19 protein-coding genes and 1 tRNA gene are annotated in these 21,619 nt (G+C 61.0%); 9 read left to right on the forward strand and 11 right to left on the reverse strand.

All coding sequences use genetic code 11. The features are described from left to right. Positions 1-114: 114 nt before the first annotated feature. The 4 genes from rpmA to BGO82_RS01485 form a co-directional block, all read right to left on the reverse strand. On the reverse strand, positions 115-384 hold the full coding sequence (rpmA, locus tag BGO82_RS01470; protein ID WP_291303769.1) for a 50S ribosomal protein L27: 270 nt from the start codon (positions 382-384) through the stop codon (positions 115-117). 12 nt (positions 385-396) lie between these two features. Continuing rightward, a complete protein-coding gene (locus BGO82_RS01475; protein ID WP_291303770.1) occupies positions 397-1,188 on the reverse strand; it encodes a 50S ribosomal protein L21 in 792 nt (263 codons plus the stop codon). A 289-nt stretch (positions 1,189-1,477) separates the two neighbouring features. After that, positions 1,478-2,221, reverse strand: a complete 744-nt coding sequence (locus BGO82_RS01480) for an MBL fold metallo-hydrolase (protein WP_291303771.1) — start codon at positions 2,219-2,221, stop codon at positions 1,478-1,480. Positions 2,222-2,335: 114 nt separating this feature from the next. Continuing rightward, on the reverse strand, positions 2,336-2,785 hold the full coding sequence (locus tag BGO82_RS01485) for a gamma-glutamylcyclotransferase family protein (RefSeq protein ID WP_291303772.1): 450 nt from the start codon (positions 2,783-2,785) through the stop codon (positions 2,336-2,338). Between the two features lie 95 nt (positions 2,786-2,880). On the opposite strand from BGO82_RS01485, the gene BGO82_RS01490 reads away from it, so the two are divergent. From BGO82_RS01490 to BGO82_RS01520, 7 genes are all read left to right on the forward strand, one after another. Further along, positions 2,881-2,970, forward strand: a tRNA-Ser gene (locus tag BGO82_RS01490). Between the two features lie 254 nt (positions 2,971-3,224). Continuing rightward, positions 3,225-3,515, forward strand: a complete 291-nt coding sequence (locus tag BGO82_RS01495) for an XRE family transcriptional regulator (protein WP_291303773.1) — start codon at positions 3,225-3,227, stop codon at positions 3,513-3,515. Then, the gene (locus BGO82_RS01500) at positions 3,512-6,694 is read left to right on the forward strand and encodes an N-6 DNA methylase (RefSeq protein ID WP_291303774.1); all 3,183 of its coding nucleotides are present in this window, start codon (positions 3,512-3,514) and stop codon (positions 6,692-6,694) included. The genes BGO82_RS01495 and BGO82_RS01500 overlap by 4 nt, the downstream gene beginning before the upstream one ends. Then, positions 6,687-7,406 carry a hypothetical protein gene (locus BGO82_RS01505; protein ID WP_291303775.1) on the forward strand — a complete coding sequence of 240 codons (720 nt, stop codon included), beginning with the start codon at positions 6,687-6,689 and terminating at the stop codon, positions 7,404-7,406. Before BGO82_RS01500 ends, BGO82_RS01505 begins: the two co-directional genes overlap by 8 nt. Before the next feature lie 57 nt (positions 7,407-7,463). Further along, positions 7,464-11,546, forward strand: coding sequence for a hypothetical protein (locus BGO82_RS01510; protein WP_291303776.1), 4,083 nt, complete (start codon positions 7,464-7,466; stop codon positions 11,544-11,546). A gap of 6 nt (positions 11,547-11,552) precedes the next feature. Beyond that, positions 11,553-12,668 (forward strand): phospholipase D family protein, encoded by a 1,116-nt coding sequence (locus tag BGO82_RS01515; protein WP_291303777.1) that lies wholly within the window; start codon positions 11,553-11,555, stop codon positions 12,666-12,668. A 640-nt stretch (positions 12,669-13,308) separates the two neighbouring features. Beyond that, complete coding sequence (locus tag BGO82_RS01520; RefSeq protein WP_291303778.1) at positions 13,309-14,295, forward strand: hypothetical protein; 987 nt, start codon at positions 13,309-13,311, stop codon at positions 14,293-14,295. Positions 14,296-14,304: 9 nt separating this feature from the next. Here BGO82_RS01520 and BGO82_RS01525 read toward each other — a convergent pair whose 3' ends face one another. From BGO82_RS01525 to BGO82_RS01540, 4 genes are all read right to left on the reverse strand, one after another. Further along, positions 14,305-15,027, reverse strand: coding sequence for a DUF6602 domain-containing protein (locus BGO82_RS01525; RefSeq protein WP_291303779.1), 723 nt, complete (start codon positions 15,025-15,027; stop codon positions 14,305-14,307). Continuing rightward, the gene (locus BGO82_RS01530) at positions 15,024-15,785 is read right to left on the reverse strand and encodes a nucleotidyltransferase (RefSeq protein ID WP_291303780.1); all 762 of its coding nucleotides are present in this window, start codon (positions 15,783-15,785) and stop codon (positions 15,024-15,026) included. Before BGO82_RS01530 ends, BGO82_RS01525 begins: the two co-directional genes overlap by 4 nt. Before the next feature lie 27 nt (positions 15,786-15,812). Next, the gene (locus BGO82_RS01535) at positions 15,813-16,286 is read right to left on the reverse strand and encodes a hypothetical protein (protein ID WP_291303781.1); all 474 of its coding nucleotides are present in this window, start codon (positions 16,284-16,286) and stop codon (positions 15,813-15,815) included. 276 nt (positions 16,287-16,562) lie between these two features. Then, a complete protein-coding gene (locus BGO82_RS01540; RefSeq protein WP_291303782.1) occupies positions 16,563-16,823 on the reverse strand; it encodes a hypothetical protein in 261 nt (86 codons plus the stop codon). A 113-nt stretch (positions 16,824-16,936) separates the two neighbouring features. Here BGO82_RS01540 and BGO82_RS01545 point away from each other — a divergent pair, with 113 nt between their 5' ends. Both BGO82_RS01545 and BGO82_RS01550 read left to right on the forward strand, forming a co-directional pair. Then, the gene (locus tag BGO82_RS01545) at positions 16,937-17,353 is read left to right on the forward strand and encodes a hypothetical protein (protein ID WP_291303783.1); all 417 of its coding nucleotides are present in this window, start codon (positions 16,937-16,939) and stop codon (positions 17,351-17,353) included. Next, positions 17,353-17,643 carry a hypothetical protein gene (locus BGO82_RS01550; protein WP_291303784.1) on the forward strand — a complete coding sequence of 97 codons (291 nt, stop codon included), beginning with the start codon at positions 17,353-17,355 and terminating at the stop codon, positions 17,641-17,643. The genes BGO82_RS01545 and BGO82_RS01550 overlap by 1 nt, the downstream gene beginning before the upstream one ends. A 35-nt stretch (positions 17,644-17,678) precedes the next feature. Here the strand turns inward: BGO82_RS01550 and BGO82_RS01555 are convergent, their stop codons facing one another. From BGO82_RS01555 to BGO82_RS01565, 3 genes are all read right to left on the reverse strand, one after another. Further along, positions 17,679-18,686 (reverse strand): sigma-70 family RNA polymerase sigma factor, encoded by a 1,008-nt coding sequence (locus BGO82_RS01555; protein ID WP_291303785.1) that lies wholly within the window; start codon positions 18,684-18,686, stop codon positions 17,679-17,681. A gap of 949 nt (positions 18,687-19,635) precedes the next feature. After that, positions 19,636-21,096: a phage/plasmid primase, P4 family gene (locus BGO82_RS01560; RefSeq protein WP_291303786.1), complete on the reverse strand. Its 1,461-nt coding sequence runs from the start codon at positions 21,094-21,096 to the stop codon at positions 19,636-19,638. A 177-nt stretch (positions 21,097-21,273) separates the two neighbouring features. Beyond that, entirely contained in the window at positions 21,274-21,570 is a 297-nt protein-coding gene (locus BGO82_RS01565) for a hypothetical protein (RefSeq protein WP_291303787.1), read from the reverse strand. Between the last annotated feature and the right edge of the window lie 49 nt (positions 21,571-21,619).

Consider the following 21,619-nt stretch of genomic DNA (forward strand, 5'->3'; position numbering starts at 1 on the left):
TCACTGCCCTCAAAGCGAAAGGGGAACCGGAAACCGGCTCCCCTTGGAACTTTGCCTGGCGGTGATGCCGTGCCGGGGAGCTTGTCTCCGGCAGGGGGTTTTGATCCTACCGGGTTATTCAGCGGCGTCCATGTGCGGGAGTACCGACACGGTGGATCGCTTGCTGGCTCGGGTTTTGAAGGAGACGGTGCCGTCGACCGTGGCGAAAATCGTGTGGTCGACGCCAATGCCCACGCCCGAGCCGGGGTGCCATTGGGTGCCGCGTTGACGGATAATGATGTTGCCGGCGATCACAGCTTCGCCGCCGAACTTCTTGACGCCGAGACGACGGCCAGCGGTATCGCGACCATTGCGGGACGAGCCGCCTGCTTTCTTGTGTGCCATTGCTCGAGCTCCTTACTTCTTGGCCTTGTCGGCCGCAGCATGTTCCTGGTCGACCTTGGCGCGCGGCGGCTTGCCGGCGACGAGGTCCTTGGCCTGCTGCACCCATTCGTCGCGTTCGGCGCGGCCGTGGAGCGCCAGTTCCTCGTCGTATTTCTTGAGGTCGGCGTCGCTCCAGGCGGCGATCTGGGTCAGCGAGGTGACGCCGGCGGCGGCGAGCTTCTTGGTCAGCGTGGCGCCGACGCCGGAGATCAGCGACACGTCGTCGGTGAAGCCGGCTTCGGCCTTGGTTTCAGCCGTGGCCTCGGTCTTTTTGGCCTTCGGGGCGGCCTTGGGCTCGGCGGCGGGCGCCGCTTCGGCCTTGGGCGCCTTGGCCTTGGCGGGCGCGGGCTTGGCGGCCGCCTTCCTGGCCGGAGCCTCGGCGACCGAGCCGAGCAGCGCGGCGTGGCGCGCCTTGAGCTTGTCGTCGGCGGTCAGCGTGGTCTTGGCGCCGCCCACGAGGATCTCGCCGATGCGCACGGTGGCCAGGATCTGGCGGTGGCCGTTGCGGCGGTCGAAATGCTGGCGGCGATGCTTCTTCTGGATGATGACGGTGCGCGACTTCTTGGTCTGCACCAGATGGCCGGCGACCGAGGCGCCCTCGACCAGCGGCGCGCCGACGGTGACGTCGTCGCCATTGCCCACCATCAGCACCTCGGCGAAGGTCACCACGTCGCCGGGCTCGGCGTCGAGCTTTTCGACCTTCACCACGTCATTGGCGGCCACCTTGTATTGTTTGCCGCCGGTCTTGATCACTGCGAAATTCATCTATGTTCCGGCGCATCGGCCGGCCTTTCCATGATCGCGCTCTGTGGCGCCATGGCCAGGCCACGGACTTGCGGGGCCGGATTTGCGGGTCCGGCGGAGCCTCGAGCTGCGGTTTTGACACAAAACCAAACACGCCCCGGTTTCCCGGAGCGCGCAGTCGGTGGGCTTATGGTCGCAAAGGGGCGGGGAGTCAAGGAGAAGCGGGTGGTGAATGGTGAATGGTGAATGGTGAGGGGCTGGGGAGCGGGTAGCGGTCAACTGCTTTCCATTCACCATTTCACCCTCTCTCTCACATGTACCAGTCGCGCAGCCGCACCTCGGCGGCGCCGCCCACGAGGTCGGCGAATTGCTGCGGGTCGGTGCCCTTGTAATGGTAGGGATAGACCACCCTGGGCCGGAAGGCCCTGACCGCTTCGGCCGCCTGTTCCGGCGTCATGGTGAAGGGCTGGTTCATGGGCAGGAAGGCGATGTCGATGCCGGTCAGCGCCAGCACTTCCGGGGTCGGCTCGGTGTCGCCGGCGATGTAGATGCGCTTGTCGCCGAAGCTCACGACATAGCCGTTGTCGCGCCCCTTTGGATGATATTGCTGCCTGTCGGGCGAGGTGTTGTAGGCGGCGATTGCCGTGACCGGCAGGCCGTCGACGCTGCCGGTGTCGCCATTGTGCATCACCGTCACCTGCCCCTCGAGGGCGGCGGGACTCTTGTCGGCCACCGATTGCGGGGCGACGATCTGCGCCTTGCCGGCGATCTTGGCCAGATTGCCGGGATCGAAATGGTCGGCGTGCTCGTGGGTGATGAGGATGGCCGTGGGGGCGGGCTGGCCGGTGAAATCGACCTTGGCGGGATCGATGTAGAGCACGTGGCTGCCCTGGCGCAGCAGCAAGGTGGCGTGGTTGAGCGGCTGGATGGTGACGTCGCCGATGGAGGTGGCGAGCGTATCGGGTGGCGGCGGCGCGGCGCCGAGGGCGCGGGCGGCGCCGGCGAGGGCGGGCAGGGCGGCAAGTCCGAGGATGACGGCGCGGCGGTTGAACATGATCCCTCCGGGGCTCGAGGCTGCATCTGGCTAATGCGCCACGCGGCCGATTCATCCTGCCGTTCACACGATAGTGCGGGCCGCCCGCGCGCTGGATCGCTGGTTATATCGCGGTCAGTTGGGGCGCACCGAGATCAGCCGGCGGCGGATTTCGTCGGCGCCGGCCCGTTCGGACCCGAGCACGCGCGGCTTATGGTGCCGCTGCCAGGCGGCGAGCGTCCACGGCAGCGCGTCGGCCGGCACGGCGATGGCGGGCAGATAGGCCGCCGCCTCGTGCAGCTCTTCATCGATCATCACGGGCACGACGCCACGGCGGTATTCGGCGCCCTCGAAGGCATCGAGCAGATCGTGCTCGAAGGCGGTGAGGTCGGTCAGCACCAGCCCCTCCGCGGCGGCGCCGGGGGCGCGCACGAGCGCCGGATAGAGCCGGCCCGGATAGTGCAGCGCGGCAAAGCCAGGCGCGGTGGCGGCCAGCATGCGGTCGGCGCGCAGCGGCCGGTTCAGCACGCCGGCGAGCAGGTCCGGATCGCGCAGCGTGCCATAGACGAACAGCAGGTCGGACATGGCCGGGGACGGCTCGCGCGGACGGTTGCAGGTCCCTCCCCGCTATGCCATAAGCCGCCGCGTGTCGACTGGCCGCGCGCGGCCTTCCATCTCGCGGAGAGGTGGCAGAGTGGTCGAATGCACCGCACTCGAAATGCGGCGTGGGGGCAACTCCACCGGGGGTTCGAATCCCTCCCTCTCCGCCAAACGCCGCCGATTGCCGCACAAACTGACCGGCTATATCTTTATTTATCAACTAGATAGGCACTTGCGCTATGAGGCGTGGTTCTCGCACGCCCAACCAAGCAGTATAGCCCTTTGCTACAACCGCCGATCACACACTACGATCCCTTTGGTTCCGGCACACGACGGCAGGCGCCGCTCAAGGCATCGCGCCCCTTGACAACACAGTATTTTATGTGCACTTGCACAGTAAACTGTGTGCTTCAAGGTGACGCCTATGACCTATGGTGATTTCATCGCGGAGCTTGATCGCGCGTCCTTGAGCATTCGCGCCTTTGCGACGCTTGTTGGAATGCGGCCTAATTCGATATCGAACTACGCCAGTTCTGGTGAGGTGCCGGGGCATCTTGCCCTGATCGCAGCGCTCTTGAGCGAACTCAAGAGCCATAGGATTCCGTTTGAGGCTGCGATTGCGCGCGCAGGGCCGATCACCAAGCGTTCGCGAGGCCGTGGCGCGCCCGGCCGCTTCGGCGGCGACCCGCAAGAACAAATGGACTTGGGCACGTGACCGACGCTCAATCCTTGACACTGGGTGTGGCCGCCCATGCACTGGGCTGGCCGGAGGAGTCGGAGGTACTTGCGCCAACAGGTGCGGGGCCGGCTACCTTCGTCGAACTCGCCAATAACAAGATTGGTCGCGCCCTAGACCGACTGGCACCTGACCAGCGATGCCGGATCGGCGTATTGTCGATTGATCCGACCAGCGATGCGACCGAGGCACCACTTGGGCTAGTTGTAGAATTCGCGAGCAAGGCCTCGGATGCCTTTTTGCGAGAACTCCATCGACTGGCTTGGAATTTTTCGCACAGCCCGGTGCTCATTACGATCGAGCCGCATCTACTGCGCGTGTGGAGCTGCTGCGAGGCGCCGGTCAGCGATTCCCCGGTCGAGCGGCACCTCGTTCATCAAGTCGATGCGTCGGAGTTGGTCATCTCTCCGACAGGTGAACTGCAGGCACGCGCGGCGCGCGCACTGCACTGGCTTAATCTCGTCTCTGGCCACTTCCTCGCAACTCACGCCGAGCGCTTCGACCGCAATGGGCGAGCGGACCAGATGCTCCTGCAGAACCTGAGCGATATGCGCGAGCAACTGCGGGGAGCGGGGCTGACGGACGACGATGTCAGCCACGACCTGCTAGCGCGGGTGATCTTTGTGCAGTTCCTGTTCGATCGTCGTGACACGAATGGAGCCGCAGCTCTCGACGACGCCAAGCTTGCCGAATTCCGTGCTGACGATGTGCTGTCCCGCGACTATCGTACTCTTCCCGAGATTCTCGACGATTACGAGGACACCTATAGGCTTTTCGACTGGCTGAACGTACGCTTCAACGGCGATCTATTCCCAGGCAAAGGGGCAACGCCGAAGGAGCGCGCCGCTGGATGGCGGGCCGAGCGCGCCCTAGTCACGCCGGCGCATTTGCGCCTGCTCGCCGATTTTCTGCGCGGCGATGTAATTTTGGCATCGGGGCAGATGTGCCTATGGCCGCTCTACTCGTTCGATGTGATCCCGCTCGAGTTTATCAGCAGCATCTACGAGACATTCGTGACCGAGCGTGCGTCGGATGAAGGTATCTTCTATACCCCTCCACACCTCGTGGACTTCGTACTTGACCAAGTGCTGCCTTGGAATGCGGATGCGTGGGACCTTCAGATTCTCGACCCGGCGTGCGGCTCAGGAATCTTCCTCGTAAAGGCATTCCAGCGCCTCGTGCATCGCTGGAAGAGAGCTCATTCCGGTCAGGCCATCTCGGCTGATGTGATGCGGCGGATGCTCACGGAGAACTTGCTGGGCGTCGACAAGGATCAGCATGCTGTGCGGGTCGCGTGCTTTAGCCTCTACTTGGCAATGTGCGACGAGATTGAGCCGCGTCGCTATTGGACAGAGGTGCATTTTCCCCCGATGCGGGGGAGTCGGTTGGTTTGTTCGGACTTTTTCAAAGAGGGGCCAGGCTTCGTCACTCCCTCGGACACTGACGACGCCTACGCCAAGCGCTACGACCTGATCATCGGCAACGCTCCGTGGGGTAAGAACCTGCTGACCGAGAGCGCGCGCGAATGGAGTGCGGATAAACGCCATCCTTGGTCAGTTGCTAACAAGGATATCGGCTGCCTGTTCCTCGCTAAAGGCGCCGCGCTGCTTAAGCCCTCAGGCCGCTTGTCGTTGATCCAGTCCGCTGCATCACTGCTGTTCAACGGTGCCGAGCCGGCGGTACGGTTTCGACAGAAGCTGTTCTCAAGTCACACCGTCGATGCGATATTCAATCTGTCAGCGCTGCGCTTCAGGATGTTCGTCCGCAAGCGCCATACCCGAAAGGTCTCGGTGTCGCCTTCCTGTGTGGTGGTGTTACGTCCGGCGCCGCCCGCACCTGATGCCCGTATAGCGTATGTCAGTCCCAAGGCGCCGCCGGAGCCTGTCGAGGGATTTGCGATCTCGGTGGAGCCTAGCGACTATCGCTGGATCGGTGCATCCGAAGCTGCGTCGGAACCCTTCGTGTGGACAGCGCTGATGTGGGGTACCCCGCGTGACATCACGTTGCTTCGCAAGCTGCGGAAGGGGCCGACGCTCGCCCAGCGTATTGCGGAGGGCGTGGCACGGACGCGTGAAGGCATTATTTTTGGTGATCGGACTAAACCTTTCCCGCACCTAGTCGGTCGCCGCCTTTTTTCCGCTAATCGATTTCCGTCGGATTCAGGCGTCTTTCTCGATGCCGAGAACGTCCCAGAGGTACATGATGTTATCATGGCGGACGGCAAGGCATCGACCAACTTCGCGGCCTTCGCTTTACCGCAGTTGCTGATCAAGCAAGGATGGCAACTCAAAGCCGGTCGGTTTCAAGCACGGTTGGTGCGCTCGGCGGAGCCGGACGGTCTACTCTGCACGCAGAGCTATGTTACGGTTACCTCGGACACCGACACGCTGGCCTCTGCCTGTATAACTTATAACAGTAAGCTGGCGGTTTACTTCCTACAGCTCACCAGCGGACGAATGGCAAGCTACCGTCCAGAGACCACTGTGGGCGAACTGCTCAACGTGCCGCTGCCGCCTCGTAGCGGCAATCTCGACTGCATCCGAGGGTCGGACGATTTCGATTCTGAGGTCTTCGACGCCTTCGCTTTGAAGGACGCCGAACGGGTGCTTATCGAGGATATGGTAGATATCCACATCGCCGATTTCCGCAGCGTTTTTGATCGACCTGGCCTACGCCCCACTCGTCGGAGTACAGCGTCATTGTTCACATCGCCTGCGGAAAGCGAGCCGGTGCTGACGGACTATGCACTCTATTTCACGCGAGTGCTTAAGGCAGGCTTCGGTGCAAAAAAGGGCGTCCAGGCGAGAATTTTCTGCCCTCCCGCGTCCGAAACTCTGCCGTTCCGGCTTGTATCGTTTGAGCTCGTCGACACGGATAGCGGCGAGCCGTCTTTAATGCAGGTGGAGGCCCCCACTTTAGTCGCTGAAATGCAGCGTATGGCCGAGCGGTATCGCGTCGCCGGCTCGCGCAAGACGGCCGCTGGCCTTATCGCTCGGGTTTATGATGGCCACGCTGCTAGCCCAACGATCTTTATGATGAAGCCTGACGCTATGCGGTATTGGACGCGGTCGGCAGCGCTCAATGATGCGGACGAAGTCTCAGCCGATTTGTTCCAGATGCTGGCGGCTGCACGGTCGAGTGAAGCGTTCAATGACTGATGGCGCACAGTGGAATGGCCGACCGCAGCCACCGATAGACGCCGCCTTTGTTGCTGGTGCATCGATCTGGCTACGCGACAGCGAAGATGTGCTGCTGCAACGTGTCTGGGAGGGTTTCGACGAGCTTGCGCGGGAGCGGCCAGCATTCGACGGCAGGGACCTCGAACGAAACATCACCGAGCGCCTCGAATCCTGCATTCAGGACGGCATGTCTGGCTATGAGCCCTTCACCGTACAACACGGGCCACACGAGCGGGAAACCATGCAACCTCCGCCGGCACAGCCACCGCAATATGACATCGCCTTCGTGTTCCGCGCGGATTCGCGCATCATGTGGCCATTGGAGGCGAAGGTGTTGGAGACACCGCGTACCTTGGCGGCCTATGTAAACGATGTGAATGAGCAGTTCCTCACGTGCCGCTACGCTCCGTTCTCACCATCCGGCGCCATGCTAGGGTATTTGCTGAGCGGCGATGCGGAGGATGCGTTTAACGGCCTCTCGACTCGCTTGGGGTGCGAGCTTGAAATCCCTGTGCGCTACGCCGAACGGCCAGGTCGCGCTTCTATGCATGTTCGCTCCGTTCCAACCGGAAAACCCTATCCTAAGGACTTCCGTTGTCATCATTTAATTATGGTATTCGCAGGAGTCGTACGCACGACTAGGATAGGCGCTCCGCATATCGCAAGTGAAATTCCAGCCAGTGAAAGTTAATAGGTATGATCGAAAACATCAGACCAACTGGTCTTGGCGGATGCATAAAGTAAGATTATGGTAGAGAACGTATTCCAGGGAAGTCTTTTTACGAGCGATTTTCTGACACAGTCGATTGTCAGTAACGCCGACTGGAAAAGCATCAGTGACGATGAGATCGATGCGCTGGCCGCAAACTTGGCTGCCGTGTTCGCTGCCTTCCCGGTCGGCCAGTCGCCTAATGAAACCCGTACCGAAGATGATCTGATCTGGCCTGTCTTGCGACGGCTGGGCTGGGACCAGGCGATGCGCCAGCAAAACCTGACCGTGAAGGGACGAGACGACGTGCCGGACGGCCTGCTGTTCGCCGATGCCGACATAAAGACGCAGGCCGACCGCTTCCCGGAAGAGTACAAGCGGTACCAGTTCGGCCTCGCGATCGTGGAGTCCAAACGCTGGCGCCGGCCACTTGATCGGCAGTCTGGCAAGCGGGGCGAGGAACTGGCTCCGTCAACGCAGATGCTCCGTTATCTGCGACGTGTTGATGACCTGACCACCGGCAATTTGCGTTGGGGCATCCTGACGAATGGCGATAGGTGGCGGCTGTACTATTCCGGTGCGCGCTCCGTGTCCGAACAGTTCTTCGAACTCGACCTTGCGGCCGTCCTGGGAATCGCCGGCCATGGCGATGGCCTGTTCAAGCTGAATGACGAGCAGCGACGCCATGCCTTGCGCGTCTTCGCGCTGGTATTTCGCAGGGAAGCGTTTCTGCCTTCCGCTACCGATCCGCGCACCTTCCACGTCCGTGCCCTCGAAGAAGGCAAGTTCTATGAAGAACGTGTTGCCTCCGACCTTTCGGACCTCGTATTCGACAAGCTCTACCCGCTGCTAGCGCGATCGGTTGCAGACAAGGCGCCGGAAGCGCCACTCCAGGATGTGCGCGAAGCGGCGTTGATCCTTCTCTATAGGCTGCTCTTCATCCTCTATGCAGAAGACCGTGACCTCCTGCCGGTCAATGACCGCCGTTACGACAATTACGGCCTGCGTGACCGCGTTCGGCTTGATGTTGGCGACCGCAAGGACAAGGGCGATGCGTTCTCGAACACTGCGGCACGGTACTGGTCTGTCCTTGATGATCTGTGCCGCGCCATCGACGAAGGCGACACCTCGATCGGTTTGCCGCCATACAATGGCGGGCTGTTCGACCCCGAACGGACGCCGCTTCTGCGGCAGGTGCGCCTCTCCGACGCCGTCATGGCGGAAGTGATCGACAAACTCTCTTTCGAGCGGGCCGACGACACGCGCAAATACATCAACTATCGCGACTTGAGTGTGCAGCAGCTCGGCTCGATCTACGAACGGCTTCTCGAACACGAAGTCGTCAGGGAAGGTGCAGTTGTCGATATCCGCCCGAACATCTTCGCGCGCAAGGGTTCGGGCAGCTATTATACGCCCGACGACCTCGTCAATCTCATCATCCGTGAAACGCTTGAACCGCTGATCGAAGCGCGCCTTGCCGCGTTCAGGAGCAAGGCCGAAGAACTCGCTTCCTCCGATCTGGACGAAGGACGCAAGCTCGGGATTCTAAGGCGCCTCGATCCTGCGGAAAGGCTGCTCGATCTCAAAATCTGCGATCCGGCCATGGGCTCGGGACACTTTCTTGTCAGCCTTGTCGACTACATGGCCGACCAGGTCATTACCGCCATGGCGGAAACTGAAACCATGGTCGAGTGGTCGGACTATATCTCTCCGCTTGCCGACCGCATTGAAGGCATCCGCAACACAATCCTCGGCAACGCCGAAGAGCAGAGCTGGACGGTTGATCCCGAGCAGCTCGATGACCGGCACATCATCCGCCGCATGGTCTTGAAGCGCTGTGTTTATGGCGTTGACAAGAACCAGATGGCGGTCGAGTTGGCCAAAGTCGCTCTTTGGCTGCATAGCTTTACGGTCGGCGCGCCGCTCTCCTTCCTCGACCATCATCTCCGCTGCGGCGACAGCCTCTTCGGCTCCTGGGTGAAGACGGGCATCGAAAAAGCGACGGCCTATGGCAGTCCGCTTCTCGTGCACGAGCCGATAAAAACCGCGCTCGGTTCGGCCGCGTCGATGCAGACCATCGAGGGCCTGCCGGATGCGGAAATCGCGGAAGCGCACCGTTCGCAGGAAATCTTTGAAGGCGTTCAGGTGATGACGGCGCCACTCAATGCGTTCCTATCGCTGCTACACGCCATCGAATGGCAAGACCTGAAAGGGAAGGACAACGCTAAGGCCATTCAGGGCTACTTCGACGGTTCCTTCGGAGATCCATTCGAGATAGCGCTCGGCAAGCGTGAGCCGCAAGTGCGCGATGACTACGGCCGCCGTTTCCTCGAAATCCTGAACGTGGCGCGCGAACTGGTAGCCGAAGAGCGCTTCATGAACTGGCAGGTCGCGTTTCCGGGCGTGTGGACTGACTGGGAAACCGAAGGCCTGTCCGGCGGCTTCGATGCCATCATCGGCAATCCGCCGTGGGACCGCTTGAAGCTCCAGCAAGTCGAGTGGTTTGCTGCACGCAAACGTGAGATTGCGTTGGCGCAGAAGGCGGCCGATCGCAAGCGTATGGTCGACGAGTTGGAACGGAGTAGCGATCCGCTTTCCGGCGATTTCAGGAAGGCGAATGAGCGGGCCGAAGCGGCAACGCGCATGGCCCGGTCTGGCGGCGATTACCCGCTGCTATCAGGCGGCGACGTGAATATCTATTCGCTCTTCGTTGAGCGCGCCATGGCGCTGGTCAAGCGGGACGGCATGGTTGGCCTGCTCACGCCGTCCGGTATCGCATCAGACAAAACGTCATCGACCTTTTTCAAAGGCGTTTCGACACAAGGTCGGCTGAAGGCGCTGTATGATTTCGAGAACCGGCGTACGCGCTACAATGCTCCTCCGTTCTTCCCCGATGTCGATAGTCGTTTCAAATTCTGCGTGTTTGTCGCAAGCCCGTCACCGATGGCCGAAGCGGCAATGTGTGCCTTCTTCCTGCAAAGTGTCGACGAACTAAACGACCCTGAACAGCGTTTCCCGCTCACCGCCGAAGATTTCTCGCGGGTAAATCCCAACACAGGTACTGCGCCGATATTCCGCTCACGCCGTGATGCGGATCTGACAACAGCAATCTATTCCAGCGGAAAAATCCTGTCTGACCGGTCAGATGACGAGGAGATCAAGGCGTGGCCGGTGAAATACTCCACGATGTTTCATATGACCAATGACTCCGGGCTTTTCCGGACGCGACAGGAATTGGAGGAACATGAAGGAGGCTGGCATAAAGGGGGAAATCGCTATGGTAGCCCGAAGGGAGATTGGGTTCCACTTTATGAAGGCAAGATGATTCAGGCCTTCGATCACCGGGCCGCAAGCGTAGTCGTCAATCCGGAAAACCAGCACCGCCCCGCGCAACCAGAACCCGCAACATTGGAGCAACATCGCGACCCGTCGTGGCTTCCTGATCCGCAGTTCTGGGTATTGGAGGAAGAGTGCAAATGGCCCGCCGAACGGGGGTGGGTTCTCGGGTTCAAGGAAATTACCGCGCCGACGAACGTACGAACATTTATCGCAGCTCTGTTGCCAACAGTCGCTTTCGGCAACAAAGTGCCACTGCTGTTGCGCGAAGATGAGACCAAGGAAGAGTGGCTGCTTGCTGCAAATCTGAATTCGATACCCTTCGATTATGTTACAAGACAAAAGATTCAAGGACAGACTCTGAATCTATTCATTGTCGAACAGCTTCCGGTGATTCCCCCCGAGCGTTTCCACCAAACAATATTTGGGTCGAGATCGGCCGCTGAACTCCTGCGCGATATTGTTTTGGAGCTCACATACACTGCTCAGGACATGGCTCCGTTCGCGCGTGACCTAGGCTACACAGATCATGCTGGAAATGTCCTCCCGCCGTTCGAATGGGACGAAGAACGGCGGCTTAGGCTTCGCGCTAAGCTCGATGCCATCTTCTTCCATCTGTACGGTATATCGGGCCGCGACGATGTCCGGTATATCTACTCTACCTTTCCAATTGTCGAGCGGCAGGAAAAGGAGTTGTACGGCGGTCAATACCGCTCCTGCGATTTGTGCCTCGCATATTTGAGCGCGCTTGCGGCCGGTAGTACCGAAACCGATATGGTTGCGTGAGACTTCATGGAAAAAAAGGGCGGAAAACTCAGGGTAGTAAGCCAGACCTATGAAGGAAAGGCCCGGTTCTATTCGCAAATCAACGAAATCCTGGCGGCAGGCAGACTGAAGAAAGCGTGCTTCGCGGTTGCCTATGCGCGGTGGGACGGACTGGGTCTTATCTCCGAACAACTCGAACAGTTTCTGCGGGCCGGCGGCGTCTTGGAAACTGCATACGGCTTCGATAACGATGTCACGTCCCCTGACAGCTTTCTCTACGGGCTGTATCTCAAGGAAATCTATCCGGGGAAAGTGTACTGCGGGGCGTTTGAAGACAAGTATCGAAACGCTGTATTTCACCCCAAGCTTATGCTCTTTGAAGGGGATGACTATCTCAAGGCAATCGTTGGATCGGCCAATCTGACCGGTGCGGGTTTGAGCCGGAACATAGAGCTGGGCACAATGATTGAGGTGCCCAGAGCCTCCAGGATCGCGAACGACCTTGAAGGGGTTTGGAACTATGTGAAAGGAACTGCTGTCGAGGCCGATATTTCGTTCGTTCGCGCGATGAAGGCGCAAAGCCGGCTGGATCAGGAAGGAGACGAAGACGGCGGCGCCAAATCTGAATCTGGTGAGCCAGCGAAGCCTCCGTTCTCAGTCGGGGCAAAAGCCGCTCCGAAGCCGCTATTCGCAAAGGTTCTCGACATTGAAAATCCTCGAAAGAGGGATTCGGTCTTGCGTAAGCTTGACCCGCTTAGCAAGCCTCCCCGAAGGCTCTATCTTCAGATACTGGCCGGAGAGACGGGAGCGCCTGATGCAAGCGTTATGGGGTATCAAATCCAGTTACCGGTGGCGACGCTGTCGGCCTATTTTGGTGTTGGCCCCGCACAAACTAAGGAAGTCCTCTTTCATTTTCCGGCAGAGGATATTCGCGTCCATCTCACTCATTTCGAGAACAATACACATCGCGTCAGATTGCGGCCGCTGCGTGACGTGCCGAGGCCGGCAGTTGTTATTTTTGAACGGGTCGGGCCAGGCGAGTTCACCTGTTCAATTGTTCCACCGAAGGACTATTCTCGGGTTCTCGTCGAGAAATGTAATCAACAAACCAGAGCTGGTGCGAGGAAGTGGGGCTTGGAATGACTGATATATGCAGAGCTATCTGAGAAGGAGAAGAATAGCGATCGCGACCAGGCGGGGAAGTATCTCCCGGCACTCATCGAAGGCCTATCCACAGAGTGAAGAGGGCGCCCAAGAGGGAACCCATTTTCTTTGTCCGGAAAGGTAGCGGTCTGCATACCGTGCCTGAACGGCGGCCTCTGCCTGGCTCTGATCGGAGATGTCGGTTAGTCCGACGCCGCACACCGAGTGCGTTCGCTACGTGGTGGAAGTTCTGATATCCCTTGCCGTGTTGGCTATGTGCTCGCCGCGTATTCGCTGCCGAAACTGCCAATTGCCGTACGGAAGGCAAAACTTCCTTTCGTTTTCATCAGGTTCGCAACTCATTTCACGGGTCGATGGGGAGGGCTATAGAGTAAAAGTCGTGCCCATCAGGTTCCCGCACGGCCCGCCATTCCGCTTTTATAAGTCGTTGATTTCGTTAGCTGTTCGGCCTCGGCCGTGGGGTATGCCCCTAAGTTTGACCCTAAGATCGGCGGCCGGGAGCCTGTTAACCGTCCCCGAAGGCTTGTCGTCGCCGGGACCGGGCGCCACACGCGACATAACGCGAACAAACCGGCAATGGGCTGTGCGAAACCCCCTGTCTGCCATTGATCCGCCACCCTTGGTTTCCAACGGTTTGGGTGCGCTCGTGGGCGCTTTGTTCGCCGTGAACATCGTCGGGACGTTTTTTGGGAAAGATCAATATCAGCCGAAGCCGAAATTCCCTTATGTCGCAGCCCCTTACGCCTGCGACCGCGATAACCGTTCCAGCTTTAGTATCACCCAGCCATCCATGACGATCACGCCGGTGCAGCTAGACGCCGTCCGGCTATTCCTCGGGGGCGCCATCTCGATCAAGGACTTAGGTCGCACGGATTGGAAGCGGCAGAACGACGTGGTTCGGGAGGCCTTTTGCATGGCCCGCCTATTCGCCGACTGCGGGCCTCGCGCGGTGTTCGTGGACGGCCATCTCAGCCGCCGCGTTATGGCCGAAATCGGGCCGACCAACATCAAGGGTGCGATCAACCGCCGATGCCACGATCAAGGCCTTAATGGCCGCCGGATTTTCATCTTTGACACGGTGTCGTCCAACAACACCGGCAACCGCGCAGCCACGGCGGGCAAGCTTCACTTCCACGGCGCTATCGAGATGCCGGCCGGCTGGTCCGCGAAGGACATGATCGCGATCCTAGGCAAGGTGTTCGGCGTCGCGCCCGAGCTTGGCCACCGCCAGTTCCACCTATCTGGCCCCGACTGGGCCGAACACTACACGCACAACGGCGTGCGGGTTACCGGCCCACTCGGCAAGCTCCTCTATGGGATCAAGAACGCTGGACCGACTTATCGGGTCCTCGGCCTCAACGAGGGAGGGAAACGTAGCCGAAGCGCTCCACGGGGCCGAGCGTTGGATAACCGCCGAGCCACCCGATTGGCCAAGGCGGTCCCGTCAAACTTTAACAGCGCCATCGTGTTTGCTGACAACGCCACAAAGGCGGCCGGCCAAGAGGCGTTCGTGGCGTGGCTGGCGGCCGAGCGTGCGCGACTCGCACCAAGCCCGAAGGCAGCGACACCGCAGAAGGCTCAAGGCAGGCAGAAACGAGCAAGCTAGACCGCTCTTCTACTTTGCCAGCCAAGCGGCGTAGGCTCGCACATCGATCATTGGCACCGTCGCCAACCCCTGCAAGCGCGCGATAAGCTCAAGGAGGAACCCGGTTGCTGGCTTTCCACCTTCGGTCATCACAAGCGCGCCCACATCATCGTGCCAGAACGTCCCGGCGGCAGCGCAGCACCCAATGTCGAGCTTACTAGTCTCGTCACCCATTGCGAGCGCTGCCGCGAACGGATCGCCGAGCGCCGGCTTCCAATCGGAATCGAACGTGAGCAACCCGCCCACAATTCGGTGTAGCGGCTTGGCTGGGGCCAGACCATTTGCGGTAGGAATCGGCAAGCTTGTCCGGTGCAGGACGCGAACGCTTGCGACCTTCTTGTGGGCGTATTCCACCTGTCCGGCGTTCAAGCTCTGCTTTGCTTCGAACACCGCATAAACGCTCTCGGCCGGGATGATGGCCTGTCCCTCGTAGTGAAAGACGAAGGGCGAATACTGGCGGTCGAAAACCACCACGTCGATTTGGTCGCTAAACGTGCCCTCACTATCGACCACGTGCGCGGTCGCCACCTCATAGCGCTTGGGGAGGTAGCTACTCAGAAGGTCGCGCCATACACCCTCGCTCGCATCACCCTTAACGGTCGGATGGCTGAAAACTTTTCGGGCTCTAGAACGGCGTTCTTCTATGTCGTCGTGAAGCGCCGCTAGAAGTGTTTGGAGGGACCAGTCGCTCATCGAACAATCTCACCCCAATCCTTGGCGGCTAACGCGGCCTCGACGGCTCGCTTGATCGCGCGTTTTTCGTCCACGGCAAGATCGTCGGAGATGACGTTATTGGTATTCGCCGGATCAACTACTCTCGCGCTTAGGATGTTGTCGCGAAGATAGGAAAACACCGTCCAAACGTTAGCGGATAGGGTGCCTGGTCCCTTGCCCCTGAGAGCCTCTATCGTGGTCAACTCAAGGTAGAACGAAAGGAAGTCGAGCCCCTTTTGATTGCGCCAGAGTTTCAAGATGCGCGTCTCAGCGGTGCGCCCTCCATTCCTAACGAGGGCGACACGTGTCGCGACGTTGGTTTTCATCCACGTGTCGCCTCGGCGCTTATAGAGGCTATGATCCTCCCCAACGTTGTCTTGGCGCCTCGCGGGTACTAGGTCCACGTCAACATTACCGACCCTGACACTTATCGAGACGTTCTGCTTGCGAGGAGCGAGCCCAATCGCCGTCATCTTCTGGGCCAGCGTGTCGTAAATGTTATTCAGCGTTCCGGGGGTGTGGGAGTGGAGCGAGATAAAGAGGTCTATGTCCGTCCCGCTCTTGTTTGCGGTTCCTTTGGCAAACGAGCCGCTAGGCGATACGCTACGAAGATACTCGCCGGCCCAATGGTTCAAGGCCGGCATTAGCTGACCTTGGACTGCGCGCACGGGAGATTCCGCGCGAGTATCCACGGACTCGCGCAGCAAAATGCCTTTCAGGTAATCGTCGGCTGCCATCGCAGTCCCTCGTAGAACAATGATCTACTAGCAATAACTTTTTGTCGCACCGTAACTCACGGCGGAGTAAGGCGCGCCAGACTGAAAACTCGTCAGTGAAAGCGTCACGTCTTCGCCGCTATCCAGTTGCCATCGAAGCTGCAAATTGGAAAGCAACCCGGACTCCGTGTAGCCCGATTGGGCCTGCGCTGCGGGTTGGCCATACTGAGCTAGGAAGCTTTGAGTGGTGGATGCGTAGGCATCCAAGCCGCCCGCGATATTGAGACTAAGCGACGCTAGCTTATCGCCGCAAAATAGGATCGTTCCATTGGCATCGGGAGGTTGACCGATCCAAAAGTAGTCCGGCTTGTTCTTGATCGGGAAAATTGGGTGGCCGCTTTGGGCGCCTGCCACCGCTGCTTCTGCAACAGACATGCCCGAACGAAAGCCCGCATACTCGAATGAGTAGGCAACGGTGCTCAACGACGAGCAAAATACAGCAAAGACCAAGAGTCGTTTCATCTGATTTGAGTCCCCCTCTGGCACAGTATCGTGCCTGCTTGGCTCGCAGCAACGGGGAATCAATCCCCAAGCTTCACCGTCTTCCATGTCTGCTTTCGAATCACCGGTCCCGGCCTGCGGACGACGAGCGCCCCATAGTCGCCGATGCTCGGCGAGTGCATGGACACCTTCATGTGGTCCGCGGTCCCACACTTCGAGCAAGGGAACGGCGGCGCGTAGGCCTCGCGGGACGGCTCCCCGAGGAGCGCGAGCAAGTCGGCGGCGAGGTCGCACATCCTACGCCCGCCGCCGCGCCGGATCGGCCACGGGCTCGGCCACTGCCGCCGCGTCGAGCAGGACGGCCGGGCGCGGCTCGCCGCACGCTGCGCAGCATAGGCGCCGGCTGACTTCGCGGTGGTGCGCCACAAGGTCGAAGTCGGGCCCGAAGGCGGCGTCCAGCACGTCCGGCGGCGGGACCTGGACTCGACCGCACGCCGAGCAGGAAAGCGACACCGGGAGCCCGCTGGCGGCGAAATCGGCGACGGTGCGGGCGGGCATGGCGGTGGCTCGGCATTGCGTTGAGACCCGGAACGTGGCATAGAACAAAACAGGAACACAAGCCGCGACGGGTAGTGGCCCCGCCTCGGCGACCACCACAAGGAGCACGCGCCATGCCATGGTCGCGGATCGCGTTCGCGCGAGGTGTCGACTCGCCCGAGTGCCAGTCATTTAGAGCGGCGTTTCAGACTATGTTCTTGTCGAGCGAGCGGGACGCCGATTCCCTTGCGCTCTATGCCGACGAGCGCGACGCCGCCGTCCACTATCTGAGCCCTCGCGCCACCGTCCGGCTCGGCGACAGCTTCGCCCTTGAGCACTGTGACCGGCCGTCGATGGCGCGGCTCCTCGTCGGTGCACCGCAAGCGGCGCGGCCGGAATGGACGGAGGCATCGGCGGCCGAGCGCGAGGCGATGGAGCTTGAAGAGACGGAGGCCTATCACGAGGCCGCCTCGCTCGGGTTGCTCTACCGGCACGAGCTTCACGATGGCGACGACGAATTCTATCCAGTCCGCGACGACGCGAGGCGCTGATGCCGGCCACCGTGATCCGCATGACGCCGGGCGGCCAACTGCCGGTGCCTAAGCTTGCGGCCCGGCTCGTCGTCCTCGTCGCCTTCGATCGCGACGACGGGGGGACGTTGCGGCCGGCATTCGAGCCGCGGGAAATGCCCGACGAGCGCAGGGCCATCGCCGCGGCGCGGATGCTGTCGCACGCCCATGCCGGTGTCGTGGCGTGGGCGCGAGATGCCAACGTCGCCGAGGGCGAATACGGCCCGCCGGAAGTGCTTTATCAGGCGGGCGACGTACCCGAGATGGACTGAGGGCCTTGGCTCGCAGGCGACCGGGTTACGCACTGCTACGCCTGCCAGCGTTCCACCGCCGACTCGCGCCATAGCCGCTGCCCGCGGCGATCGCGCAGGGCATGGGGCGGGAATTCGCCGCGTGATATCCTCTCGGTCAAGTCGGCGGCCGCCAGCCCGGTGCGCGCCCGGAGGTCCTTTGCGCTGAGCAGCGCGCTGTCGTCCTCGTCGTCGCGCTCCTCCAGTAAGGGCGTGCGACCGAGTATACCGAGGACGGCGGGGTGATTGGCCAAGGCAGTCCGGAGCCTGCGCGCCGCTGTCATCTCGATCTGCCGGACACGCTCCCGCGTAACGCCCATGCGGTCGCCAGCTTCCTCAAGCGTGAGCCCATCGATCAGGCGCAAGCGGACGACCTCGCGGTGGCGCGGCACGAAGGTCGCCACCGCGGCGTCGATGGCCTCGCGCGCCGCCGCGGCGTCGATGGCATTGGCAACGATGACGTCCGGTCGCTCGCCCTCGTCGGCTTCGATCACATCGCCAAGGGTCAAGCTGCCCTCGCGGTTGCTGATCGGGGCGCTGATGCTCACCATGCGACCGCGAAGCGTGCTTACGCCGCATGCGGTCTTAACGGCGCGGGCGGAAAGGCCGGTCGCGCTCGCCAGTTCCTGCTCTGTCGGGTTTCGCCCGAGGCGCCGGCGCAGCTTGAAGCTTGCGCGGGCGACCCTGCTGCCATGGTCGAGCGTGTGCGCGGGGACGCTAATCATCAAAGTTCGAGCACGGGCGAGGCTGATTTTGCCGCGCGCCCATTGCGATGTATAGGTCGCGAGCGACCCCTTCGCCGGATCGTACGTTTCGATGGCGCGCAGGAATCCAAGGCTCGCCAACTGGTCCGCGTCGTCGCGGTCCGCACGGTATTGCGAGCCCCAAAAACGGGCCGCGGATTTGATGACGGGCATGAAGCGCCGGACAAGCTCATCGCGCGCCCGCTCGTCGCGGTTGTTCTGCCATCGCTTCACGAGGTCGTTGACGATGGAAGGGTCGAGCGGCGACGGCTTTTCGAGCATGGCGGAACCTCCACATAGAACGCTATTTCGGGGGAGGACTTCATCAAACCACACGGCGCGTCGGAGCGGCAGGGGGGTACGATTCAATCGAGACGCCGCGAAGCTCGGCTGCGGCATGGTGCGGAACTATGATACCGCAAGCGAAATCTACGCCACGGGACGGCCGACAGGGCTTTAGACAATAGGCAACCGTGCGGTTGCGGTTTGTAGGGGCGGAATTTTTTCCGTAGCTGCGGGAAATATGCGGCGTAGCCGCCCCTCATGATCGCGACCGCCGGAAAGAACCTACCATGCCCTTTCATGACCGCGGCGGCGCATCGACCGATTAGATGGAAATTCCATTTCAACGCAATGAGTGACCTGCGCGAAGCTGAGCAGCATCGATCGTCCCGCCCGTGTCATCCAATTCGTTGTTGTCGACCACGAGGCGCTCAGCGTGGTCCACAAGGTCCACATGGTCCATAAGATCAGCCCTATCGCCCCATACAGAGCCATCCATGTTTTGAATCACCGAGGAGATTTCTCTCTCTGTTCCTTATGCGTAATAGCGAAAAACATATGGACCATGTGGACCTTGTGGACCACTTGGAAGAAAACCCCACGATTTCTGGGCGTGTCACGCCGACAACGTGGTCCAGATGGTGGTTTCGCTATGTGGACCATGTGGACCACCGGCGCCATGCCGGTCACGGGCTATAGCCCGCCGTAGGCCCACTCCGGCTTCAAGGCGACACCAACGTAGTGGCGTGGTCGAGTCCCGTCCGCCATGCGAGGGCGGTATCCCTTCTCGTCGTCGTCGCCTATGGCGTAGCCGGAGGCGTCGCGCAGTGCGCGGCCAAATGACTTCGCGTCGTGCAACGACTCCTCGCCCACCTCATGGCACCAAAGCTCATATGCCTCAAACAACCTCTTCCGCGGCACGCTCACACCGGGCTTAACCTCGCACGCCTCACGGAGGAACGTATGCACCGGCGAGCCGCGGCGCGATGGACTGGACCATCTTGGCGCCCGCCGTGGTGAGCACGAATCCCTTCTGGAGTCCGGTGACGGGGTCGCGCCGCGCGTCAAGCCGGCGAAGGCCCTCAAGCGCCCAATTGAGAATGCCAGGCATCTCGCTCGCGAGCTTCTCGGTGAGGTGGATGTCCTCCTTGCCCTCAAACGACTTTGGGAGGACGAGCGGGACCAGGCGCCGCCGCATAGCGCCGGTGTGGTCCGGCAGTATGATTTCCATGTTGGCGACAAGTACAATGCGCGTGTGGAGCCGGAGATTCACATCGTCCTCAAACTTGCGTCCTACGGCCACGCGGTCTTCGCCGGAGATGGACAACAGCATCTCCACGATGCGCGCGAGGTCGATACCCTTGCCGAGCCGGAGGTCCGGCACGATGAGCGCCTGTTTGCCGAGGAGAATCTTGAGACCGAAATCCTTGCCGAGCTTGACCACGGATTGGGTGGCGACATTGCCTGAGCCGAGAAGCATCTCTATGACACGGGCAATGACACCCTTGCCGGCATTCGGCGCTCCGATGAGCATGAAGACTTTCTGGAAGCCCGTTTCATTGGTCAGCAAATATCCAAAGACCTCTTGCAATGCGGCCTTGTTCTCGGCGCCGCCCTCGTCGTCCGGCCAGATGGACTCAAGGAACGCCTCCCATATCGGCGCCGTGGCCGCAGGGTCATAGGCATAGCCCAAGGCATTGCGCGTGAAAAAGCGCGGGGTATGGCGCATCAACTGGCCCGACTGGATATCCAGCAAGCCATTGGTGACCGAGATGACCATGCGAGGGTCTGGGTCTAGGTCGTCCGGTCGGAGCCAGCATGGCGGGTCGTGGCGGTCCGCGTGGACGAATGCATCGTTGCGCAGGGCCTCGGTGACGCCCTCCACCTCGCGCGGGCCTACGACGTAGGGCTCGGCCGTTTCTGAATCGACGCCGGAGCGCATGAAGGCTTGCAGGGCGGCCGTAATCTCCCGGTCCTCAACCGGAACATAGGCGCCGTCGAAATAGTCGAGAAAGTGTTCACCGAGGTGCAGCAGGTTCGGCCGCTCGGCAGCGCGAAATGCTTCCGCCGCCTCCACCGGACGCCCCTTATCGAGCACCGGCTTGCCAGCCTCTCGGGCGGCGTCCAAGGCCTCCCCGCGCTTCTCGTCGGCAATCTCCCTGCCACGGTCCTGCACAGAGTTGCGGGCGACGGCCTTGACCTGCTTGAGCCACTCGCCCTTCTCGGTGAAGCCGCCGAGCTTGGCCCGCAACTTGGAGAAGCGGGCCGGGTCGTGCAGCATGAGCCCGGCCGCCGTCTTGATATGCTTAGGCTCTAACAGGGCAAAAAGATGTGGCCCGCCGCCGGGCGTGACCATCTCTTCAAGATAGGCAAATTTGTCGGGGGCTGGCCGGGAGTCTTCTGAATGCATTTTTGGTGGTCCTCCGGTAGTCGGCGCGCCGCCCCTTGGAACCGGAGGACAACAAGGGGCGGTCAGCGCCTCCGAGCGATTGGGCGCTCGGAATGGTGTTCATGTCGCGAGCCCAATCCCGCGACCTCCCGGTCATAATCTCACGCGCACCGCACGTGTGGTAGAGGGGTAGACTTTCTACGCGTCCTCGCCATCGCTCCACCGAGACACCCGCGGCCGCTCCGCAAGAATGCGATTCCATCGAAGGTGAAGTACCTGTCCGCCGACCGCGATGTCCACAAGGCGCAACGGCGCTTCGGCCCAAGCGACGACGCCGCCCACGACAACTGCAAATTGTCCGGTGTCATCGACCTCCCAAGGCGGCGCATTGCTCGAAATGGACAGCATTTCAGCTTCGGGTTTCGTGAGCAGCACCCTGACACGGGTGCCGGGCTTGATCGTGCGCCGCGGCGCTCGCTTGGGGGAAATCGGCATTTGGTCTTACCTCATCATACGTATGGAATCCTGTTTCAGTTGGTCTGAA

Source organism: Devosia sp. 67-54, assembly GCF_001899075.1.
Lineage (GTDB): Bacteria > Pseudomonadota > Alphaproteobacteria > Rhizobiales > Devosiaceae > Devosia_A.